Below are 19,380 nucleotides of genomic sequence, written 5' to 3'. Positions count from 1 at the left end.
ATGCAGGAAACCGTGCTACACAAGATTGTCCGCGACAAAGCGCAATGGATCGCGGCGCGACAACAGCAACAGCCCCTGGCCGGCTTTCAGAATGACATCGTACCGAGCGAACGCAGCTTCTACCACGCGCTGCAGGGCACCCGGACGGCTTTCATTCTCGAATGCAAGAAGGCCTCGCCTTCCAAGGGGCTGATTCGCGAAAACTTTGATCCGGTGGAGATCGCCACGGTCTATAAAGATTTCGCCTCGGCGATCTCGGTGCTGACCGACGAGAAATACTTCCAGGGCAGCTTTGATTTCCTGCCGCTGGTCAGTAAAACCGTCAGCCAGCCGGTATTGTGCAAAGACTTTATCATCGACCCGTATCAGATCTACCTGGCGCGCTACTATCAGGCCGACGCCATTCTGCTGATGCTGTCGGTGTTGACCGACGAGCAGTACCGCCAGCTGGCCGCGGTGGCCCACAGCCTCAATATGGGCGTGCTGACCGAAGTGATCAGTGAAGAAGAGCTGCAGCGGGCGATCGCGCTGGAAGCGCGCGTGGTCGGCATCAATAATCGCGATCTGCGCGATCTGAGCATCGATCTGGACCGTACTCGTCAACTGGCGCCGCGCGTGCCGCATGGCGTGACGGTGATCAGCGAGTCGGGCATCAACAACTATGGGCAGATCCGCGAGCTGAGCCATTACGCCAACGGCTTCCTGATCGGCAGCGCGCTGATGTCTGAACCCGATCTGCGCGCCGCCGTGCGCCGCGTGATCCTGGGCGACAACAAAGTGTGCGGCCTGACCCGCCCACAGGACGCCGCCGCCGCCTATCAGGCGGGCGCCATCTACGGCGGGCTGATTTTCGTCGGCCGCTCCCCGCGCTACGTGGATATCACCCGCGCCCGCGAAGTGATTTCCGGCGCGCCGCTGAAGTACGTCGGCGTATTCTGCGACGCCCAGGTCGAGACCGTGGCGTTGACCGTTGAGCGCCTCGGTCTGCACGCGGTGCAATTACACGGCGCGGAAGACCAGGCTTATATCAGCGCCCTGCGCGCCCGCTTGCCGGCCGATTGCCGCATCTGGAAAGCGCTGAGCGTGAAAGCTCGGGTGCCGGCGCGCGATTTGCAGTATGTCGATCGCTACCTGCTCGACAACGGTGCCGGTGGCACCGGCCAACGCTTCGACTGGTCGGTATTGCAAGACGAAGATCTGACTAACGTGATGCTGGCGGGCGGCCTGCGCGCCGACAACTGCGTCGAAGCGGCCAAGCTCGGCTGCGCCGGGCTGGACTTCAACTCCGGCGTGGAAAGCGAACCAGGCATCAAAGATCCCGCGCGCCTGGCCTCGGTCTTCCAGACCCTGCGCGCCTACTGAATACGGCTCAACATTAATAACGGATAATAACGGGAACTCTCATGACGCTGCTTAACCCCTACTTCGGCGAATTTGGTGGCCAGTATGTGCCGCAAATTCTGATGCCGGCCCTGAAACAACTGGAAGAAGCCTTTGTCAGCGCTCAGCGCGATCCGGCGTTTCAGGCCGAATTCATCGATCTGCTAAAGAACTACGCAGGCCGCCCGACGGCGCTGACGCTGTGCAAAAACCTCACCGCCGGCAGCAACACCAAGCTTTATCTGAAGCGTGAAGACCTGCTGCACGGCGGCGCACACAAGACCAACCAGGTGCTGGGCCAGGCGTTGCTGGCCAAGCGCATGGGCAAAACCGAGATCATCGCGGAAACCGGCGCAGGCCAACACGGCGTCGCGTCGGCGCTGGCCTGCGCGCTGCTCGGCCTGAAATGCCGCATCTATATGGGCGCCAAAGACGTCGAGCGCCAGTCGCCGAACGTGTTCCGCATGCGGCTGATGGGCGCGGAAGTGATCCCGGTGCACAGCGGCTCCGCCACCCTGAAAGACGCCTGCAACGAAGCGTTGCGCGACTGGTCCGGCAGCTATGAAACCGCGCACTATATGCTCGGCACCGCCGCCGGCCCGCACCCGTACCCCACCATCGTGCGTGAATTCCAGCGCATGATCGGCGAAGAAACCAAAGCGCAGGTGCTGGAGCGCGAAGGCCGCCTGCCGGATGCGGTCATCGCCTGCGTCGGCGGCGGCTCCAACGCCATCGGCATGTTCGCCGATTTTATCGATGACGCCGACGTTGGGCTTATCGGCGTGGAACCTGCCGGCCTGGGTATCGAAACCGGTCAGCACGGCGCGCCGCTCAAGCACGGCCACGTCGGCATCTACTTCGGCATGAAGGCGCCGATGATGCAGACCGACGAAGGCCAGATTGAAGAGTCCTATTCGATTTCCGCCGGGCTGGACTTCCCATCCGTCGGGCCGCAGCACGCCTACCTGAACAGCACCGGCCGCGCCGAATACGTGTCGATCACCGACGACGAAGCGCTGGAAGCGTTCAAGGCGCTGTCGCGCCATGAAGGCATCATCCCGGCGCTGGAATCCTCACACGCCCTGGCGCACGCGCTGAAAATGATCCGTGAAACGCCGCAAAAAGAGCAAATCTTGGTGGTCAACCTGTCCGGCCGCGGCGACAAAGACATATTTACCGTTCACGACATTTTGAAAGCACGGGGAGAAATCTGATGGAACGTTATCAGCAACTGTTCACGCGTTTGGAAAGCAGCAAGGAAGGCGCCTTCGTCCCGTTCGTGACGTTAGGCGATCCCAATCCGACGCTATCGCTGCAGATTATCGACACCCTGATCGAAGCCGGTGCGGACGCGCTGGAGTTGGGCATCCCCTTCTCCGATCCGCTGGCGGATGGCCCCACTATCCAGAGCGCGACGCTGCGCGCTTTCGCCGCCGGCGTCACGCCGACCCAGTGCTTCGAGATGCTGGCGGCCATCCGCCAGAAGCACCCGACCATTCCCATTGGGCTGCTGATGTACGCCAATCTGGTGTTCCATAAAGGCATCGATGCGTTTTACCAACGCTGCGCCGAAGTGGGCGTGGATTCGGTGCTGGTCGCCGACGTGCCGTTTGAAGAGTCTGCGCCGTTCCGCGCCGCGGCCATTCGCCACGGTATCGCACCGATCTTCATCTGCCCGCCGAACGCCGATGACGATCTGCTGCGTGAAATCGCGTCGCACGGCCGCGGCTACACCTACCTGCTGTCGCGCGCCGGCGTCACCGGCACCGAAAGCCGAGCGCAGCTGCCGTTGCATCACCTGGTGAACAAGCTGCGCGAGTATCACGCCGCGCCGCCGCTGCAGGGCTTCGGCATCTCCGAACCCGAGCAGGTGAAGGCGGCGCTGCAGGCCGGGGCCGCCGGCGCGATCTCCGGCTCGGCAATCGTCAAAATCATCGAACAGCACCATGCCAACCCGGCGGAGATGCTGACTAAGCTGGCGGCCTTTGTCAGCAATATGAAGCGCGCCACCCGGGCGTGATCCTCTTTAGCGAGCGCCCTGCCGGCGCTCGCTTTAACAGCTTGTTTCCCCTCAAAGTTTGTTCCATTTATTTACAGCAAAAATTTGAACAAAACCCAGTCTTGTCTCACAATGAACTTTGTTCGCTATGCATTTCTTCGTTTGATTTGGGGAATGCGCTCGCTGCGGCGAAAAACCGTAGCGAATTTCAACCATAACATTGCATGGAGAGTAATTTATGAAGCTGTTTAAAACCCTTTCGGCCTTGTGCATGGCAGCCGTTGTGGCGGTCGCGGTGAGCGCTTGCGCGCCGACGGCAAAATCAGAGGGAACAGGCGGTTATATCGATGACACCGTGGTCACCACCAAAGTGAAATCGGCGTTGCTGGCGGATAAAAACATCAAGTCACGCGAGATTAGCGTGGAAACCTTTAAAGGGCGCGTACAGCTGAGCGGCTTCGTGACGTCCAGCGATGACGCCAACCGTGCGGTGCAGGTCACACGCGGCGTAGCCGGCGTGAAATCTGTTGAAAACGTGATGCAGATTAAATAATACTGACACAGGGAGGCGCAACGCCTCCCTGCTTGAAGCCTTCATCAGAAGCGGTAACCCGCCCCGAACATGAACACCCACGGATCCAGACGCGTCTCGAAGCTATGGTGCCCACCATTCGCATCGTTGAAGCGAGTTTTGGTTTCGATGTTCATCCACCACACCGACATGTTCAGCATCCAGTGCTCATCCAGGTTGTAATCCAGGCCGGCCTGCGCCGCCACGCCCCAGGAATCTTTCAGATCGAGGTCGCTCAACCCGGCGCTTTTGCCGTAGTCGTTGAACTTCTCGTCGAAGAAAGTGGTGTAGTTAACGCCGACGCCCAGGTAAGGACGCAGTTTGTCCTGCTTGTCGCCGAAGTAGTATTGCGCCATCAGCGTAGGCGGCAGTTGGTGAACGGTCGCCAGATCGGTACCGCCCAGCGTCACCTTGTGGCGGAATGGCGTTGCGGCCAACAACTCAACGCCGATGTTGTCCGTCACCATGTAACCGAAGGTCAGACCGAGCTGGGTGTTGTTTTTCGCATCCAGCGAGCCCAACCCCAGTACGTTGTCTGAACCCGCATTTGGACGCACGGTCGCGGTTCCCGCGCGGAACAGGAAATCACCGGCCTGATGCGCACTTGCCAACATAGGCGCCATCATCGTCGCCAATACCATCAGAGTTGTCTTTTTCATTATCCATTCCATTTGTGTGGTTAATCGCTCGAGGGGGAATATACCTACTTTCGGGTATTTGTGATCCCATCGAGATCACATCTTATGTGTAAAAATTTAAAATCCCACTAAAAACAAGGTTACCTAACCGTCTAATAAATCAAGGATTGATCTGCATCAAAAAAACGATTTTGTTGCAAATTATCTACATGTTCAAATTTCAGTTGCGGAGAAAAATGCGGCTGAGGTAATTTCATTTTCCGTGTTGGTTTTGGTTGGTGCCGTGAGGAGTCGGCGGGCAATCAAGATGAGCGAAATCCTTAATCCCTGTGTCAGCTGCGGCGCATGCTGCGGTTATTTTCGAGTGTCATTCTATTGGGCCGAAGCCGAAGACGGCGGCGGCACCGTCCCCCTTTCCCTGACGGAGCCTTTGAGCCCGTTCCTGCGCTGCATGCAGGGGACCAACAGCAAGTCCCCCCGCTGCACCGCGCTGGACGGCGAGATCGGCAAAGCCGTGTCCTGCTCGATCTACCTCAATCGACCCAGCCCGTGCAGAGAGTTCGATCAGTCCGGTGAAAACGGCCTGCGTAACGAAGCCTGCGATCGCGCCCGGGAACGCTACGGCCTGCCCCCCTTGCCGGTGCCCTTGCCGCTATCGCTGCCTGAGACGACGATCGTTGAAGAAATAGGCGTAGTGCAATTCGCGGGGTGCCACAGCGGCGTGGAACAGGGTACAATCACCCACTGATTTATCTCTGTTTTCCCGACGCCAAGGAGTCTGCATGCCTATCACGGCCAACGCTTTGTACCGTGACAGTTTTAACTTTTTACGCAATCAACTGGCCAGCATCCTGATGCTGGCACTGTTGACGGCGTTTATCTCCGTGCTGCTGAATCAGGCCTTCAGCCCCGATGCCGAACAGTTGGCGACGCTCGCTGCCACCACCAGCGATTTCGCTTCCTCTACCGGCATGGGCATTCAGGAAGTGATCCAGCAGATGACGCCGGAACAGCAGATGGTGTTGCTGAAAGTGTCGGCGGCCGCCACCTTCTCCGCGCTGGTCGGCAACGTGCTGCTGGTCGGCGGGATGCTGACGCTGATCCGTCTGGTGTCGCAAGGGCAACGCACCAGCGCCCTGCGAGCGCTCGGCGCTTCGGCGCCCGATCTGCCTCGCCTGTTGTTGCTGCTGTTTATCTGCACCCTGCTGATCCAACTTGGCCTGACGCTGTTTGTGGTGCCGGGCGTGCTGATGGCTATCGCCTTCGCACTGGCGCCGGTGATCGCCTCCGTCGACAAAAAAGGCGTCTTCGCTTCGCTCAAGCTGAGCAGCAAATTAGCCTTCGCCAATGCGCGCGTGCTGGTGCCGGCGATGATGCTGTGGCTGGCGGCCAAGCTGCTGGTGCTGTTTTTGGTGAGCCATCTGTCGGTGCTGACGCCGAACGTCGCCAGCGTGGTACTGACCGCGTTGAGCAACCTGGTGTCTGCCCTGCTGCTGATCTATCTGTTCCGTCTGTACATGCTGCTGCGCGGCTAACGCCGGCGCAAGCAAAAACCAAGGGGCACGCTTCGGCGCGCCCCTTTTTTTGTTTACCCCACCACGGCGGCTTCCGCCTGCTCCTTACTCTGAATCAGTTTCAGGGCCAGATACAGGTCCGGCACCAAAATCAGCTCTTTGTCGCGCCCTAAGCGGTTGATGCGGAACCAACGCGTCAGCTCGGTGCGGCGCCCCGCCAGCACCAGCCTTACGTTACGCTGTAACAGGTCGCGTTTCAGTTCGTCGATGGCCGCCAGCACGCTGATATCGGCGTGGGTGAAACTGGCCACCGCATCCACCACCACCCAACGTGGCTGGAACGGCGTGCCGTCGACCAAATTGAGAATACGGCGTTTGAAATACGCCACGTTGAAATAGGTCAGCGGCGAATTGAAGCGATACATCATGACGCCAGGCACCGCCTTCACCCCATTGTTATTGCCCATGGAATGGATCATGCCTTCGTCGTTGACGCCCAGCAGCTGTTCCGTCGGCCGGAAGACGGTGCGCAGAAACTGCATCAGCCCCAGCAACACCGCCAGCCCAATGCCGCTGATCACTCCCACCAGCAGCACGCTGAGGAAGGTAAACAGCGCCAGGCGGAACGCCTGCGCGTTGCGACGGCGCAAGATCCAGATGCCGCGGATGTCCAGCAGCGACCAGGCCGCATACATCAGCACCACGCCCAACCCGGCCACCGGAATAAACTGCAGCGGCGCCATCAGGAACAGCAAGACAAAGGCAATGACCGCGGCGGCGATGATCGACACCAGTTGGCTCTTGCCGCCGTTGGCATCATTCACCGCGGTGCGCGAATCCGCGCCGCTGATGGCGAAACCTTGCGACAGCGCAGAGACGATATTCACCAGCCCCAGCGCGCGAAACTCGGCGTCGGCGTTCACCTCATAACCGTTTTTGGCGGCGAAGCTGCGGGCGGTGAGCATCATGCTGACAAAACTCACCACCGCCAGGTTAAGCGCCGGGATCACCATGTCGCGCAGCAAACCGGGCTGGAAGTCCGGCCACTGGACGATCGGCAGCACGCCGCTGAAACCGCCCACCGTCACCACGCCATGCTGCTGCAGGCCGCCCGCCCAGGTCACGAACGCCGCCAGCACGATAGCGAACAGCGGCGCCGGCCAGTTAGGCCGCCATTTTTTAAATCCGAGCAGCGTCACCAGCGTCAGCAACGACACCGCCATCGTCAGCCAGTCGCTGTGCAGCAGGTTACCGGGCAGCGCGTAGATGCGCTCGATCAGCTGTGCCGGGCGCATCGTAAACCCCAACACCTTGCCGATCTGATCGACAATAATGGTGATCGCCACCCCGTTCAGCAGCCCACTGAGGATCGGCCGCGACAGCAAATCCGCCAGCGCCCCCAGCTTGAACCGGCTGGCCAGCAGGCACCAGCCGCCCATCATGGCGGTCATCATAATGGTCAGTTGCCAATGACGTTCCATATTGCCCGCTGCCAGCGGCGTCACCACTGCGGCGATCACCGCGCAGGTGGCAGCGTCGGGCCCGACGATCAGCTGGCGCGACGAGCCGAACAGCGCGTAGGCCATCATCGGCAAGATACAGGAGTAGAGCCCCACCACCGGGCTGACCCCGGCCAGTTCGGCGTAGGCGATGGCCACCGGGAGGGCGACGGCGGCGACGGAAAGGCCGGCGCGAATATCCGGCTTGAGCCAACTGCGTTGATAGCCCAATAAATGCGTCAAACCAGGCGTCAGGGCCTGGAGAGATTTCCACTGCATGCTTGTTTTCCGCGGTAAATTATCTGGTTATTATGACACTTACTATGCGGCCTGCGGCCCGCGCTGGCAATGTACCGGCACTTTCTTGCGTAAGTTTATGCAAATTCCTGCTTTCGCGGCAGAAATCCGCCGGCCAAACGCCGATAATCGGCAACGCCCGGCGGTACACAGAGCTCGCCGAATCCGGTATAGTCGGCCGATGAACAGATGATGGATTGATTTATGAAGCAGTTTCTTGATTTCCTCCCGTTAATTGTCTTTTTCGCGTTTTACAAGCTGTACGACATTTACGTTGCTTCCGGCGCGTTAATTGTCGCCACCGCGCTGGCGCTGGTGTTCACCTGGGTGAAATACCGCAAGGTCGAGAAGATGACGTTGATCACCTTCCTGATGGTGCTAGTATTCGGCACCCTGACGCTGGTGTTCCATAACGATTTGTTCATCAAATGGAAGGTCACCGTGATTTACGCGCTGTTCGCGCTGGCGCTGCTGATCAGCCAATGGGTGCTCAAAAAACCGCTGGTTCAGCGCATGCTGGGCAAAGAGCTGACGCTGCCGGACAAAGTGTGGAGCAACCTCAACCTGGCCTGGGCGATCTTCTTCCTGGCCTGCGGCCTGGCGAACATCTATGTCGCCTTCTGGCTGCCGCAAAGCGTCTGGGTCAATTTCAAAGTCTTTGGCCTGACGGTACTGACGCTGGTCTTCACCCTCCTCAGCGGTATCTATATTTACCGGCACATGCCGGAAGAACAGAAAAAATAGTTACAAATACCGGCACGTACCGGCAGAAGAAACAAAATAGTTACAAAATTGTTAATGCCTGCGGCATTTGCCGCGGGCAGTATGATGTTATCCCTTCCTTTTAAAAGCAGACTGCTATGACACAACAACGACCTTTACCCAGCGGCGAGCTGGTGCTGCGCACGCTGGCGATGCCGGCCGATACCAATGCCAACGGCGATATTTTCGGCGGCTGGCTGATGTCGCAAATGGACATCGGCGGCGCCATCCAGGCAAAAGAGATCGCCGAGGGGCGCGTGGTGACGGTGCGCGTAGACGGCATGACCTTCCTGAAACCGGTGGCGGTAGGCGACGTGGTTTGCTGCTATGCGCACTGTATCCGCACCGGACGCAGCTCGATCACCATCAATATCGAAGTGTGGGTAAAGAAAGTTTCTTCCGCCCCGATCGGCCAGCGTTACCGGGCGACCGAAGCGGTGTTCACCTATGTGGCGGTCGATGCGGAAGGCAACTCGCGCGCGCTGCCTGAGGGCAAAATGAATTTCCGCGTCGGTTTCGAAGAATAAACTGACGCTACACCGCAAATGCAAAAAGGGTCGCCGAGGCGACCCTTTCTTTTTGGTGTTGACCGACCTCAGTTCAATTCGGTCGTGCCGTTCAGCTTGAAGCGGATTGTGACGGTGCGATCTTTCGCTTCTTTGGCTTCATAACGCCATTTACGCATCGCCTGCTTCACTTCACGCTCAAACATGTTGCGCGGTTCGGCCGACAAGATACGCACGTTGCTGACGCGCCCGTCGCTGTCGATATCGAACTGTACCCGCACGTTGCCTTCGATCTGCAAAGCCTGAGCCCGCGGTGGATAGAGCGGATTGGCGCGGCTGATCGGCCTTGGCCCGACCTCGCGCGAATTGCCCTGCACCGGCGCGGCAGGCGCCTGTTTCACCGGCGCTTTGTCGATCGGCTTGGCCGGCGAATCGTTGTTGAACGGTGACGGTTCGCGCGGCTCGACTTTTTTCGGCTCCGGTTTGGCCTGTTTTTCGACCTTTGGCTTCGGCTTAGGTTTTGGTTTCGGCTTGACCGGCTCCGGCTTCACGATCGCCTTTGGCGGCGGCTCCACGATAGGTTCCGGTTCTGGCTCCGGCTCAGGTTCGACCTGCGGCGGCTCCGGCTCGGCCGGCGCAGGTGGCGGCGGTTCGGCCATCGCGGCGGTATTGACCATCATGACGCTGATCGGCGCGTCCTCTGGCTTCGGCAGCTCCACCACTTCGTTTACCGAAGCGTAAAGCAATCCCGCCACCAGGGCGCTGTGCAGGCCTACGGACAAGACGAAAGGCACGGATATACGGCGATTAAGGAACATCTTTTTTAGCGGCATAATGATTCTGTTTCCTCTGGTTCGCCAAGTTTAAATGCAAATAGCAATCATATTCAATAACGAAAGGCAAACTATCGCTTTAATCGTCAGTATGCGCGGCTAAAACCAGCAAACTCATAAGGATATTAACCTGGCCGTTGCTTTTTTACCGCCGGGGCGACACGCTTCATTAACGTTTGGCCAGGCGTCAAAAAGTAAAAAACCCGCCGGAGCGGGTTAATTGCGGTGAGTCAGCGCTATTCTTCATCACCATAGTAAAGCACGCCCAGTTTGATCAGCGGTCGCCCTTGCGCCTTACGGTGCAGGTTGGTGTCGCGCAGCGAATAGACGCAGCCGCAGTATTCCTGCTGATAGAAGCGTTCGCGCTTGCTGATCTCTATCATGCGCGACGAACCGCCCTTCTTGCGCCAGTTGTAATCCCAGTACACCAGATCGGGATACTTTTCCGCCGCCCGGATGCCGCAGTCGGTGATCTGCTGCATATTCTTCCAGCGCGAAATGCCCAGCGAGCTGGAGATGGTGTCGTAACCGTGCTCATGCGCATACAGCGCCGTGCGCTCGAAACGCATGTCGAAACACATGGTGCAGCGGATACCGCGCTCCGGCTCATTCTCCATCCCCTTGGCGCGGGCGAACCAGTTGTCGGTGTCGTAATCGGCATCGATAATCGGCACCCCGTGCTGCTCGGCGAAACGGATGTTCTCTTCCTTGCGCAGCAGATACTCTTTTTGCGGGTGAATGTTGGGGTTATAGAAGAAAATGGCGTACTCGATCCCGGACGCCTGGATCGCTTCCATCACTTCGCCGGAACAGGGCGCGCAGCAAGAGTGCAGCAGCAGTTTACTTTTGCCCGCCGGCAAATCGAGTTTTTCCCTTACCAGTTCCGTCATGTCCTCACCTCAATGGCATATCAGTTTAAGCGCGCCGCACTATACGAATAAAAAGTAGCGGCTTCAAGGCATAAGCGCCAATCCGCGGGGAAATTCGCCGCGTACCGTTCCCCTGCCGTGCCTTTTGCGCTACCTTGGTAGCACCGTTTTATAGCCATGATTTTAAAGGTGAAACATGCTTTATCTGATCTACGCGCAAGACGTCCCCAACTCGCTGGAAAACCGTCTGGCGGTGCGCCCGGCACACCTGGCGCGCCTGCAGGCGCTGCGCGACGCCGGCCGCCTGGTGGTCGCCGGCCCTAACCCGGCCATCGACAGCAACGATCCCGGCGCCGCCGGCTTTACCGGTTCAACGGTGATCGCCGAATTCGCCTCGCTGGCGGAAGCCCAGGCCTGGGCGCAGCAGGATCCCTATATCGCCGCCGGCGTCTATGCCGACGTGACGGTGAAGCCGTTCAAACAGGTGTTCTGATCTCCAGCCCTCGAATACCGGGAACGCCCCGCGATACAGCGTTCCCGGCACTAGCCACATCTCTCCGTCACCGTCATGCTCGATTCGTCTTCCCCACGCGGCCGATATTCATGTTCCCCCCCGTAAATACTCACCGATGACGCTTTCCAGCATCGCCACCGCCGGTTGGCTGTCGGCCGTGGCAGAACGGAGCAGTTGCACTTCATGTGGTGCGACCGAAGGCAATTCGTCGAGTATCCGCATCGCCGCCGAAACCCGTGCGCGGTCAAGCAGCGTGACGGCCAATCCTGCCTCGATGGCAGCCGCCACCACGCTGGCCGAAGGGCTGCTCACAACCACTCGCCAATGCCTTCCCGCCCTGGTCAATGCATCGATCATAGCCTCACGATAAGGGCAATCGGCGGCATGCAATGCCAGCGGCAGCGGCCGGTTAGCCTGCAGCGCCAGCGAACGGCCTCCAACCCACACTGGTACTGTCACCGCGAGCGGTGTCTGACACTGTCTCTTCGAGGGTTGAACCACCAGCGCAAGATGCAGCCGATTACGGCCAATTTGTTCCACCAGCGCCTGACTGGCAGCGGTAGAGACCTCCAGCTCCACCGCGGGGAAACTGTCGGCAAACCGCGGCAAAATATGGCGTATCACATGAGAAGCGTACTCATCAGGCAATCCCAATTTGATATGGCCGCTTAGCGGCGCGCCCTGCAGTTCCCGCAGAATATCGTCATGGGCGCTCAGCAGCCCGAGCGTCGATGCCAGCAGCTTGCTTCCCAGCGGCGTCAGCACCACGGCCTGATTGTCACGCTCCAGCAGGCGGCCGCCCACCACCTGTTCCAGGCGCTGGATATGCACGCTCACGGCGGCGGGGCTGCGATTGACAAATGCCGCCGCCGCGCGAAATTGCCCCAAACGTGCAATGGCGTGAAAAGTGCGCAAGAGATCGATATCCAATGTCGGCCGCATGATTTAACTCCATTAAACAACTGAACGAAAATTATTCGATTTATTAAATTATAGCCACACACTACCATCGGGCGGAAAGGAGGTGACCATCATGTCCCTGCCATCATTTCGCCCCTCGTCCCACGGCGGCAAACATCGCGGCAAAGCCGCCCTCTGGCTGGCTGCGGCCGAGGTTCTGCTGATCGTGGCCTGGAGCTCCGGTTTCGTCGGCATCCGCTTCGCCGCCGATTACGCGCCGGTGTTGCTGGTGGCGTTCTGGCGCTGCGTGGTCGTCGCTCTCGCGTTGCTGCCGTTTAGTCTGAACGCCATCAGGCGTGCATCTCCTCTGACGATAGCGGTTCACGCCGGGATTGGGTTGCTTGCCATGACCGGTTACCTGGCCGGCGTCAGCAAAGGCATCGAATATGGCGTGCCGGCCGGGTTGGCCGCACTCATCGCCGATTTGCTCCCTCTCGGCACCGCGCTGCTGAGCATGCTGTTGCAACGCCGTCTGCCCGATGGTCGCGTTTGGTCCGGCTTAACCTTGGGGGTTAGCGGGGTAACGCTGGCGACCGGCAGCGCCATCTCATGGGGAGAAGCCCCATTGTGGAGTTACCTGTTGCCGCTGGCGGGGATGCTCTCGCTCGCGCTGGCAACCCTGTGGCAGGAACGGCTGCCGCGGGCGCACGCAATGAGTTTGCCGGCCTCGCTGGGGATACAAAGCGCGGTTTCGGCGCTGGCTTTCGCCGCGCTGGCCGGCAATGAAGGCCCGCTGCTGCCCACGGTAACGACGGGGTTTGCGATCGGCGTGCTTTGGAACGCGCTACTGGCGACGCTGGCCGGTTACGGCCTGTACTGGTTGTGTCTAAAGCTCACTTCTGCGCTGCGCGTGACGAGCCTGCTGTTTCTCAGTCCCTTCGTTACCTTCTGCTGGGCCGGGTTAATGTTCAATGAACCCCTTTCCTGGCCCATGCTGCTAGGCGCGGCGACGGCAGGAAGCGGTTTGTGGCTGCTCATCCGTCCCGCCGGGCGAGATGAGCCAAAAACAGCGCAACACGCTGAAAAATGACGGATAAGGCGAACGGCGGCGCCGTTACGCGACGAGTTTTCCTCGCACCACCACCTTGCCCGGTTTGATCTCGGGGTCGGCAATACGACGGATCGCCAGATTCAAGGCTTGCCAGGCGATCTCTTGCAAATCATGCGACACGCAAGGGAAATGGAAACCGTAGATCTCGGCATGCGAAACCTCATCGATGCTGAACAGCGACACGTCCTGCATCAACGGCAGCCGATGTTCGATACAGGCCTTGATGATACCCAGGGAGATCTGGTTATTGCAGCCGACGAAAAAGTCCGGCGCGCGGTGATTGGCCAGCCAGCGGCTCGTCTCTTGCCAGGCGACGTCCATAAAGAAATCGGCATACAGCACTTCAAACGACGCCACTTTCCCTTGCAACGCCGCCTGCAGCCCTGTGACCCTGTCCCGTGCAACGTTGGAGTTCTCCGGTCCGGACACCACCACCACCCGCTGCGCTTTCTGTTCCAAAAGCCAGCGCCCCGCCTGGAGACCGCAGTCCAGGTTATCGATATACACGCCGCTGCAGTGGCGATTGTCCAGTTCCCGGTCGATCAGCACCACCGGGATATTCAATGTTTCCAACCGTTTTAGATAGGAAGGCTGGTACAGATGATCGTTGGAAATGACCGAGAGAATGATCGCATCGACGTTGTAGCCAATCAGTTTGTCGATGATTCTGTCTTCGCTTTCCTGAGACTCATAGGAGTCGAACACCAGGGTGTCGTACCCCATTTTTTGCGCTTCAAGCGTCATCAGGCGTGTCAGGCCGCCAAAGAACGGGTTGGCCATATCCGGGTTGACGATGCCAATGGTTCTGCTGCTTTTCGCCCGCAGGTTGCGCGCCGCGGCATTGACCACATAGCCGAGTTCGGCAGCCGTCTCCCGAATGCGGCGCAGCGTTTCCGGATGAACCTTGTCCGGCTGTGAAAATGCCCGCGACGCGGTGATTTTACTGACGTTTGCCTGTGCGGCCACGCTAGCCAGCGTCGCTTTCCGTCCTCGACCCACTGCCAAATGCAGCTCCTTAGCTTAAAGTATCATTTTGTACCATTGGCAACATCATGACAGAACTTTCATCGTGGCGCTAATGGTTTACGCCTGCCAGGCGGTTAATCCGGGGATCGGTAAAGATATCCAGCTCGTCACGACTCTCGGAAGAGAACTCGGACACCACCGCGCCCCGCTTTCCAGCCTGAAACCAGTGCCGGGTATTGGGGGCGATGGTGTATTGTTCGCCAGGCCGCAAGAGAATATAGCGATTGCAGGTGTACCAAGGTTCTGCGCCCTCTGGCACCCGACATACCGGTTCGCCGCCGGCATCATTAAGCGTCAGGTTTTCATCATCGACAAACAAAAACACCTCTCCCCAACGGCAACGGAACGTCTCTTGCTTGCCGGGTGTGCCGGCAAAGGGAGGATGTAAATGTTCCGGGCAAGTCTGACCAGGAAACAGCACCAGCTCTTTCGCGCAATACCGAGGTGAGTTGACATAGGTCAGCAGCTGCAGCCCTGAGACGGGATAGTCAGCCAAGCCAAACGTCGCAATTTCAATACGTTGCTGTTCTTCCTCAGTCAAAACAATGTCCGCCTCACGCAAGTATTCCAGCGTAGCGGCTATGGCACGTTGTTGTTTGTTCATCATTTCCCCTGCAAAGTAACGGTATCGATATCAGCATGCTGATATTAAAACCGTCATTGCATCGCCGATTTTGTGATCTTCATCCCTATATTGAATAACAACCCACCAGCAAAATTAACTCCCGTCGAGTAATTCCAACATCGATCACAGTTTAACCCCCCGCTTTAGCCCACTATCGCCGCATTGAAATGATATCGTTACCATAAAAATGATTCACCAGGAGGCAATATGAAAGCATTAGTGTTGGCCAAAGCGGGGGAAATCGCTATCGAGGACGTCCAGCTTGCCGAAACGCTGGGGCCCGATGATGTGCAGATAAAAATTCATTCCGTGGGCATCTGCGGCAGCGATGTGCACTATTACCAACATGGCCGCATTGGCCCGTTCGTGGTTAACGCCCCGATGGTGCTCGGCCATGAAGCCGCCGGCGTGGTGCTCGCGACCGGTAAAAACGTCACTCACCTCAGCGTCGGCGATCGCGTTTGCATGGAGCCCGGCATTCCCGATCTCAACTCGGCGCAGACGCGCGCCGGGATTTACAATCTGGATCCCGCCGTTCGCTTCTGGGCGACGCCACCGGTGCACGGCTGCCTGCGCGAAACCGTCATCCACCCCGCCGCCTTCACGTTCAAATTGCCGGACAACGTCAGTTTCGCTGAGGGCGCCATGGTGGAACCCTTAGCCATCGGCATGCAAGCGGCCACCAAAGCCGGGATCAAACCCGGCGATATCGCCCTGGTGATCGGCGCCGGGCCGATCGGCGTGGTCACCGCCCTCGCGGCGCTGGCGGGCGGCTGTTCGGACGTCATTATCTGCGACCTGTTTGACGAAAAACTCGCCGTGGCGGCCAGTTATGAGGGGCTGCACGCCGTCAATATCAAAACCGGCGACCTGGCGGGGAAAGTGGCCGCGCTCACCAGCGGCAATGGCGCCGATGTCGTGTTTGAATGCAGCGGCGCCAAACCGGCTATCGCTACGCTGGCCGAGCATGCGGCGCCCGGGGCGACCGCCGTGCTGGTCGGCATGCCGATCGATGCCGCGCCGATGGATATCGTCGCCGCGCAGGCCAAGGAAATCACCTTCAAGACCATTTTCCGCTACGCCAACATGTACCCGCGCACGCTGCGGCTGTTGAGCAGCGGCAAATTGCGCGTCCAGCCGTTGATAAGCCAAACCTACAAGTTTTCCGACAGCGTAGCCGCTTTCGAGCGCGCGGCGGCAGGACATGCCTCGGACATCAAAATCATGCTGGAAATGGAGTGATCCTATGGCGCTCTATGCTGGCATAGACTGCGGTACGCAAGGCACGAAAGTCGTGATTGTCGACAGCACACAGGGCGTGATCCTCGGTGAGGGCAACGCCCCTCACCGTCTCATCAGCCAAGCCAATGGCCGGCGCGAACAAGAGGCCGACTGGTGGATTGAGGCGTTAGTCATCGCTTTTCGCCAAGCCGTGACTAACGCCGGCGTTGATGCACGGGAGATTCATGCTCTGGGGGTCTCGGGCCAACAACATGGGTTTGTGCCACTGGACGCAGACGGCAACGTGCTGCACAGCGTCAAGCTGTGGTGCGATACCGAAACCGCAGAGGAAAACGAACGGCTCCTGCAACAGCTCGGCGGAGCCAACGGCTCGCTGGAAACACTCGGCCTGCGGATCGCCACCGGTTATACCGCGTCAAAAATCCTTTGGTTCAAAACACACCATCCGGCGCTCTGGGCAAAACTGCACACCGTGTTGTTGCCTCATGATTATTTGAACTTCTGGCTGACCGGGGAGCGCGTAGCGGAATATGGCGACGCTTCCGGCACCGGGTTGTTCGATGTACGCACCCGTCGCTGGAGCAAAACCGCGGTCGATCTCATCGACGACAGCGGCCGCCTGTGGCAGGCTCTGCCGCCGCTCAAAAGCGCGGAGTGCTGCATCGGCACGGTGCGCCCCGCCGCCGCGGAAAAACTCGGCCTCGGCCCGGCAGTTCGGGTATCGACCGGCGGCGGCGACAACATGATGGCGGCCATCGGTTCCGGCAACATCGAGGCCGGCACCCTTACCCTGAGTCTGGGCACCTCCGGTACGCTATTCGCCTGGTCTGCCGCCCCCGTCACGGCGGAATCGGACATGATTGCCGGCTTCTGCTCCAGCACCAATGGGTGGCTGCCATTGATTTGCACCATGAATGTCACCTCGGCCACCACTGCGGTACAAACGCTGCTGGACGAAGACCTTGCCGGCTTTAACGCTTTGTTGACGCAGGCCGCGCCCGGTGCAGGCGGTGTCGAGATGCTGCCGTTCTTCAATGGCGAACGTGTTCCGCCGTTGCCCCACGCGCGCGCCAGTCTGCATAACCTCGATAGCGACAATTTTACCCGTGCCAATCTCTGCCTGGCGGTAGTCGAAAGCGCTACGTATGGGTTGCGCTATGGCATCGAGCTGTTTCGCCGTCAGGGCATCGAAGCGCGCGAGATCCGCCTCACCGGCGGCGGCGCCCGCAGCGCCGCCTGGCGACAAATCGTCGCGGACGTGATGGGGTGCCCGGTAGTCTGTCTGAAAGCCAAAGAGACCGCCGCGCTGGGCGGCGCCATTCAGGCGATGTGGGCGACGACGTTGGCCGACGATCCGCAGCGGAACGCCGGCGCGTTGCTGGCCGAACTGTGCCAGCGTTTCGTTGCGCTGGATGAGGCCACGCGCACACGGCCACATGCTGGCAGACAGGCGCAATACGAGACGCTTTATCAACGGTACCTGCAACGCTTGCAGCAGACCTATCCGGAGGTGCAACTGTGACGCGAGATCCCCAGACGCAAGCGCCCGCCTACCTGCTGGAGGTCAGCGGCGTCAGGAAAGCTTTTGGCCCGGTCGTGGCGCTCAAGAATGCGGAGTTTTGCCTGCGGCGTGGATCCATCCATGCCCTGTGCGGCGGCAACGGCGCGGGTAAATCCACCTTTCTCAGCATTCTGATGGGCTTTATTCAACCCGATGGCGGCGACATTTTTATCAATGGCCAACGCTGTGAATTTCATCATCCCCGGGAAGCCCTCAACGCCGGCATCGCCATCGTGCAGCAGGAACTGAGCGCGATCCCGGATCTGACGGTGGCCGAAAACATTTGGCTGGGCCGCGAGCCGAGACGCCTAGGGTTCGTCGATTTCGCGACGCTCAATCAACGCACCACCAGCTTGCTCAAGGAACTCGATTTCAAGATCGACGCCCGAGAGAAAATGCGCAACCTGAGCGTCGCCGAGCAGCAGTTGGTCGAGATCGCCAAAGCGCTGTCGCATGCCAATGCCGACATCATCATCATGGATGAACCCACCTCGGCGATTGGCGAGGTGGATGCGCAAAAAATCTTTCAGACGCTTCAGCAGCTGGCGGCGAAAGGTAAAGGCATTATCTACGTCTCCCACCGTTTGTCAGAGATATTCCAAATCGCGGACAGCTACACCATTTTCCGCGACGGCGCCTATATCCATGAAGGCTATATCGCTGACATTACCCGTGAGCAGCTGATCGAACACATTATTGGCGGCGAGTACGACAGCGAGTTCGCCAAATTCAATCAGCCCGGTGAAGAGGTCTTGCTGGAGGTCAACAACCTGCGTTGGCGCAGCAAGATAAAAGATATCAGCCTGCAACTGAAGCACGGTGAGATCCTGGGCATCTACGGCCTGGTGGGCTCGGGCCGCAGCGAGTTTCTCGATCTTATCTTCGGCATTCAGCATGCCGACAGCGGCACGATCCGCTTGGGTGACAAGACGCTGAACCGCCATTCTCCGCGCAAGGCCATCGACAGCGGTATTGCCTACGTGACGGAAGATCGCAAGGAAACCGGCCTGGTGCTGTGCCGTTCCGTCAGTGAAAACATCAATATCGCCTCTTTTGCCGCCATCAGCCGGATGGGGTTTGTCAGCGAGAAACGGGAGCAGGCGCGAACCCGCGACATGATCCAGCGCTTCAACGTTAAAACCCACGATGGCGAACAACCCGTGGGTAACCTGAGCGGCGGCAACCAGCAAAAAGTGGTGCTGGGCCGTTGGGCACTGCTGGATCCGGAGGTTTTGCTGCTCGACGAGCCGACGCGCGGCATCGACGTCGGCGCCAAGAAAGAGATCTACCGATTTATGTCGGAGTTCGCCTTGCAAAACAAAGGGATCATCATGGTTTCCTCCGAGCTTTCGGAAATTATCGGCATGAGCGATCGCATATTGGTGTTTCGCGACGGGCAGTTGGCCGGCGAGCTTTCGGCGGCCGAGGCGACCCAGGCAGCACTGATGAAACTTGCGGTTTAACAGAGAGAGAAAAAAAATGAGCAGCGCCCACTCCTTATCACCAGGAATTTCATTTTTCACCCGCAATAAG

General features: G+C 59.0%; 20 protein-coding genes. 13 read left to right on the top strand and 7 right to left on the bottom strand.

What is annotated here, in order from left to right:
* From trpCF to ACJ8HA_RS04490, 4 genes are all read left to right on the top strand, one after another.
* A complete protein-coding gene (trpCF, locus tag ACJ8HA_RS04505; RefSeq protein WP_442515268.1) occupies positions 1–1,362 on the top strand; it encodes a bifunctional indole-3-glycerol-phosphate synthase TrpC/phosphoribosylanthranilate isomerase TrpF in 1,362 nt (453 codons plus the stop codon).
* 41 nt (positions 1,363–1,403) lie between these two features.
* On the top strand, positions 1,404–2,594 hold the full coding sequence (gene trpB, locus ACJ8HA_RS04500) for a tryptophan synthase subunit beta (protein WP_148875352.1): 1,191 nt from the start codon (positions 1,404–1,406) through the stop codon (positions 2,592–2,594).
* Positions 2,594–3,400, top strand: coding sequence for a tryptophan synthase subunit alpha (gene trpA, locus ACJ8HA_RS04495; RefSeq protein ID WP_025303052.1), 807 nt, complete (start codon positions 2,594–2,596; stop codon positions 3,398–3,400). Before trpB ends, trpA begins: the two co-directional genes overlap by 1 nt.
* A gap of 217 nt (positions 3,401–3,617) precedes the next feature.
* On the top strand, positions 3,618–3,932 hold the full coding sequence (locus ACJ8HA_RS04490; RefSeq protein WP_025303053.1) for a BON domain-containing protein: 315 nt from the start codon (positions 3,618–3,620) through the stop codon (positions 3,930–3,932).
* A gap of 44 nt (positions 3,933–3,976) precedes the next feature.
* On the opposite strand, the gene ompW is transcribed toward ACJ8HA_RS04490, so the two are convergent.
* Positions 3,977–4,609: an outer membrane protein OmpW gene (ompW, locus tag ACJ8HA_RS04485; protein WP_442515215.1), complete on the bottom strand. Its 633-nt coding sequence runs from the start codon at positions 4,607–4,609 to the stop codon at positions 3,977–3,979.
* Positions 4,610–4,895: 286 nt separating this feature from the next.
* On the opposite strand from ompW, the gene ACJ8HA_RS04480 reads away from it, so the two are divergent.
* Positions 4,896–5,336: a YkgJ family cysteine cluster protein gene (locus ACJ8HA_RS04480; RefSeq protein WP_025303054.1), complete on the top strand. Its 441-nt coding sequence runs from the start codon at positions 4,896–4,898 to the stop codon at positions 5,334–5,336.
* A 34-nt stretch (positions 5,337–5,370) separates the two neighbouring features.
* Positions 5,371–6,123 carry a YciC family protein gene (locus tag ACJ8HA_RS04475; protein ID WP_016927513.1) on the top strand — a complete coding sequence of 251 codons (753 nt, stop codon included), beginning with the start codon at positions 5,371–5,373 and terminating at the stop codon, positions 6,121–6,123.
* A gap of 53 nt (positions 6,124–6,176) precedes the next feature.
* On the opposite strand, the gene ACJ8HA_RS04470 is transcribed toward ACJ8HA_RS04475, so the two are convergent.
* Positions 6,177–7,880, bottom strand: coding sequence for a SulP family inorganic anion transporter (locus ACJ8HA_RS04470; protein WP_025303055.1), 1,704 nt, complete (start codon positions 7,878–7,880; stop codon positions 6,177–6,179).
* A 222-nt stretch (positions 7,881–8,102) separates the two neighbouring features.
* Between ACJ8HA_RS04470 and ACJ8HA_RS04465 the strand changes: the two genes are divergently transcribed.
* Both ACJ8HA_RS04465 and yciA read left to right on the top strand, forming a co-directional pair.
* Positions 8,103–8,642 (top strand): septation protein A, encoded by a 540-nt coding sequence (locus tag ACJ8HA_RS04465; RefSeq protein WP_016927511.1) that lies wholly within the window; start codon positions 8,103–8,105, stop codon positions 8,640–8,642.
* Between the two features lie 116 nt (positions 8,643–8,758).
* Positions 8,759–9,187 carry an acyl-CoA thioester hydrolase YciA gene (gene yciA / locus ACJ8HA_RS04460; RefSeq protein ID WP_004932085.1) on the top strand — a complete coding sequence of 143 codons (429 nt, stop codon included), beginning with the start codon at positions 8,759–8,761 and terminating at the stop codon, positions 9,185–9,187.
* Between the two features lie 68 nt (positions 9,188–9,255).
* Here yciA and tonB read toward each other — a convergent pair whose 3' ends face one another.
* Together tonB and ACJ8HA_RS04450 are read right to left on the bottom strand one after the other, a co-directional pair.
* Positions 9,256–9,999, bottom strand: coding sequence for a TonB system transport protein TonB (gene tonB / locus ACJ8HA_RS04455; RefSeq protein WP_043142488.1), 744 nt, complete (start codon positions 9,997–9,999; stop codon positions 9,256–9,258).
* A 236-nt stretch (positions 10,000–10,235) separates the two neighbouring features.
* Complete coding sequence (locus ACJ8HA_RS04450; RefSeq protein ID WP_025303057.1) at positions 10,236–10,889, bottom strand: epoxyqueuosine reductase QueH; 654 nt, start codon at positions 10,887–10,889, stop codon at positions 10,236–10,238.
* 175 nt (positions 10,890–11,064) lie between these two features.
* On the opposite strand from ACJ8HA_RS04450, the gene ACJ8HA_RS04445 reads away from it, so the two are divergent.
* Positions 11,065–11,361: a YciI family protein gene (locus ACJ8HA_RS04445; RefSeq protein WP_004932096.1), complete on the top strand. Its 297-nt coding sequence runs from the start codon at positions 11,065–11,067 to the stop codon at positions 11,359–11,361.
* Positions 11,362–11,469: 108 nt separating this feature from the next.
* Here the strand turns inward: ACJ8HA_RS04445 and ACJ8HA_RS04440 are convergent, their stop codons facing one another.
* Positions 11,470–12,324, bottom strand: a complete 855-nt coding sequence (locus ACJ8HA_RS04440; RefSeq protein WP_043142486.1) for a LysR substrate-binding domain-containing protein — start codon at positions 12,322–12,324, stop codon at positions 11,470–11,472.
* 91 nt (positions 12,325–12,415) lie between these two features.
* Here ACJ8HA_RS04440 and ACJ8HA_RS04435 point away from each other — a divergent pair, with 91 nt between their 5' ends.
* Complete coding sequence (locus ACJ8HA_RS04435) at positions 12,416–13,372, top strand: DMT family transporter (protein ID WP_089180987.1); 957 nt, start codon at positions 12,416–12,418, stop codon at positions 13,370–13,372.
* Positions 13,373–13,396: 24 nt separating this feature from the next.
* Here the strand turns inward: ACJ8HA_RS04435 and ACJ8HA_RS04430 are convergent, their stop codons facing one another.
* Together ACJ8HA_RS04430 and ACJ8HA_RS04425 are read right to left on the bottom strand one after the other, a co-directional pair.
* Entirely contained in the window at positions 13,397–14,398 is a 1,002-nt protein-coding gene (locus tag ACJ8HA_RS04430; protein ID WP_025303060.1) for a LacI family DNA-binding transcriptional regulator, read from the bottom strand.
* A 70-nt stretch (positions 14,399–14,468) separates the two neighbouring features.
* The gene (locus tag ACJ8HA_RS04425; RefSeq protein WP_025303061.1) at positions 14,469–15,023 is read right to left on the bottom strand and encodes a D-lyxose/D-mannose family sugar isomerase; all 555 of its coding nucleotides are present in this window, start codon (positions 15,021–15,023) and stop codon (positions 14,469–14,471) included.
* Between the two features lie 228 nt (positions 15,024–15,251).
* On the opposite strand from ACJ8HA_RS04425, the gene ACJ8HA_RS04420 reads away from it, so the two are divergent.
* The 3 genes from ACJ8HA_RS04420 to ACJ8HA_RS04410 are packed head-to-tail and all read left to right on the top strand — an operon-like array spanning position 15,252 to position 19,310.
* The gene (locus ACJ8HA_RS04420; RefSeq protein ID WP_043142480.1) at positions 15,252–16,286 is read left to right on the top strand and encodes an NAD(P)-dependent alcohol dehydrogenase; all 1,035 of its coding nucleotides are present in this window, start codon (positions 15,252–15,254) and stop codon (positions 16,284–16,286) included.
* A gap of 4 nt (positions 16,287–16,290) precedes the next feature.
* On the top strand, positions 16,291–17,808 hold the full coding sequence (xylB, locus tag ACJ8HA_RS04415) for a xylulokinase (RefSeq protein ID WP_043142477.1): 1,518 nt from the start codon (positions 16,291–16,293) through the stop codon (positions 17,806–17,808).
* Positions 17,805–19,310, top strand: coding sequence for a sugar ABC transporter ATP-binding protein (locus ACJ8HA_RS04410; RefSeq protein WP_442515214.1), 1,506 nt, complete (start codon positions 17,805–17,807; stop codon positions 19,308–19,310). Before xylB ends, ACJ8HA_RS04410 begins: the two co-directional genes overlap by 4 nt.
* Positions 19,311–19,380 lie beyond the last annotated feature (70 nt).

Source organism: Serratia sp. CY33802 (genome assembly GCF_052169095.1).
In the GTDB taxonomy this organism is placed as follows: domain Bacteria; phylum Pseudomonadota; class Gammaproteobacteria; order Enterobacterales; family Enterobacteriaceae; genus Serratia; species Serratia bockelmannii.
This window is presented reverse-complemented; position numbering and strand designations above follow the sequence as displayed.

Coding starts and splice junctions, on each gene's coding strand:
- tonB (WP_043142488.1), bottom strand. CDS start 9,999: ATGCCGCTAAAAAAGATGTTCCTTAATCGCCGTATATCCGTGCCTTTC.
- ACJ8HA_RS04440 (WP_043142486.1), bottom strand. CDS start 12,324: ATGCGGCCGACATTGGATATCGATCTCTTGCGCACTTTTCACGCCATT.
- ACJ8HA_RS04435 (WP_089180987.1), top strand. CDS start 12,416: ATGTCCCTGCCATCATTTCGCCCCTCGTCCCACGGCGGCAAACATCGC.
- ACJ8HA_RS04480 (WP_025303054.1), top strand. CDS start 4,896: ATGAGCGAAATCCTTAATCCCTGTGTCAGCTGCGGCGCATGCTGCGGT.
- ACJ8HA_RS04420 (WP_043142480.1), top strand. CDS start 15,252: ATGAAAGCATTAGTGTTGGCCAAAGCGGGGGAAATCGCTATCGAGGAC.
- trpCF (WP_442515268.1), top strand. CDS start 1: ATGCAGGAAACCGTGCTACACAAGATTGTCCGCGACAAAGCGCAATGG.
- ACJ8HA_RS04425 (WP_025303061.1), bottom strand. CDS start 15,023: ATGAACAAACAACAACGTGCCATAGCCGCTACGCTGGAATACTTGCGT.
- trpB (WP_148875352.1), top strand. CDS start 1,404: ATGACGCTGCTTAACCCCTACTTCGGCGAATTTGGTGGCCAGTATGTG.
- ACJ8HA_RS04490 (WP_025303053.1), top strand. CDS start 3,618: ATGAAGCTGTTTAAAACCCTTTCGGCCTTGTGCATGGCAGCCGTTGTG.
- ompW (WP_442515215.1), bottom strand. CDS start 4,609: ATGAAAAAGACAACTCTGATGGTATTGGCGACGATGATGGCGCCTATG.
- ACJ8HA_RS04450 (WP_025303057.1), bottom strand. CDS start 10,889: ATGACGGAACTGGTAAGGGAAAAACTCGATTTGCCGGCGGGCAAAAGT.
- trpA (WP_025303052.1), top strand. CDS start 2,594: ATGGAACGTTATCAGCAACTGTTCACGCGTTTGGAAAGCAGCAAGGAA.
- ACJ8HA_RS04445 (WP_004932096.1), top strand. CDS start 11,065: ATGCTTTATCTGATCTACGCGCAAGACGTCCCCAACTCGCTGGAAAAC.
- ACJ8HA_RS04470 (WP_025303055.1), bottom strand. CDS start 7,880: ATGCAGTGGAAATCTCTCCAGGCCCTGACGCCTGGTTTGACGCATTTA.
- xylB (WP_043142477.1), top strand. CDS start 16,291: ATGGCGCTCTATGCTGGCATAGACTGCGGTACGCAAGGCACGAAAGTC.
- ACJ8HA_RS04475 (WP_016927513.1), top strand. CDS start 5,371: ATGCCTATCACGGCCAACGCTTTGTACCGTGACAGTTTTAACTTTTTA.
- ACJ8HA_RS04465 (WP_016927511.1), top strand. CDS start 8,103: ATGAAGCAGTTTCTTGATTTCCTCCCGTTAATTGTCTTTTTCGCGTTT.
- yciA (WP_004932085.1), top strand. CDS start 8,759: ATGACACAACAACGACCTTTACCCAGCGGCGAGCTGGTGCTGCGCACG.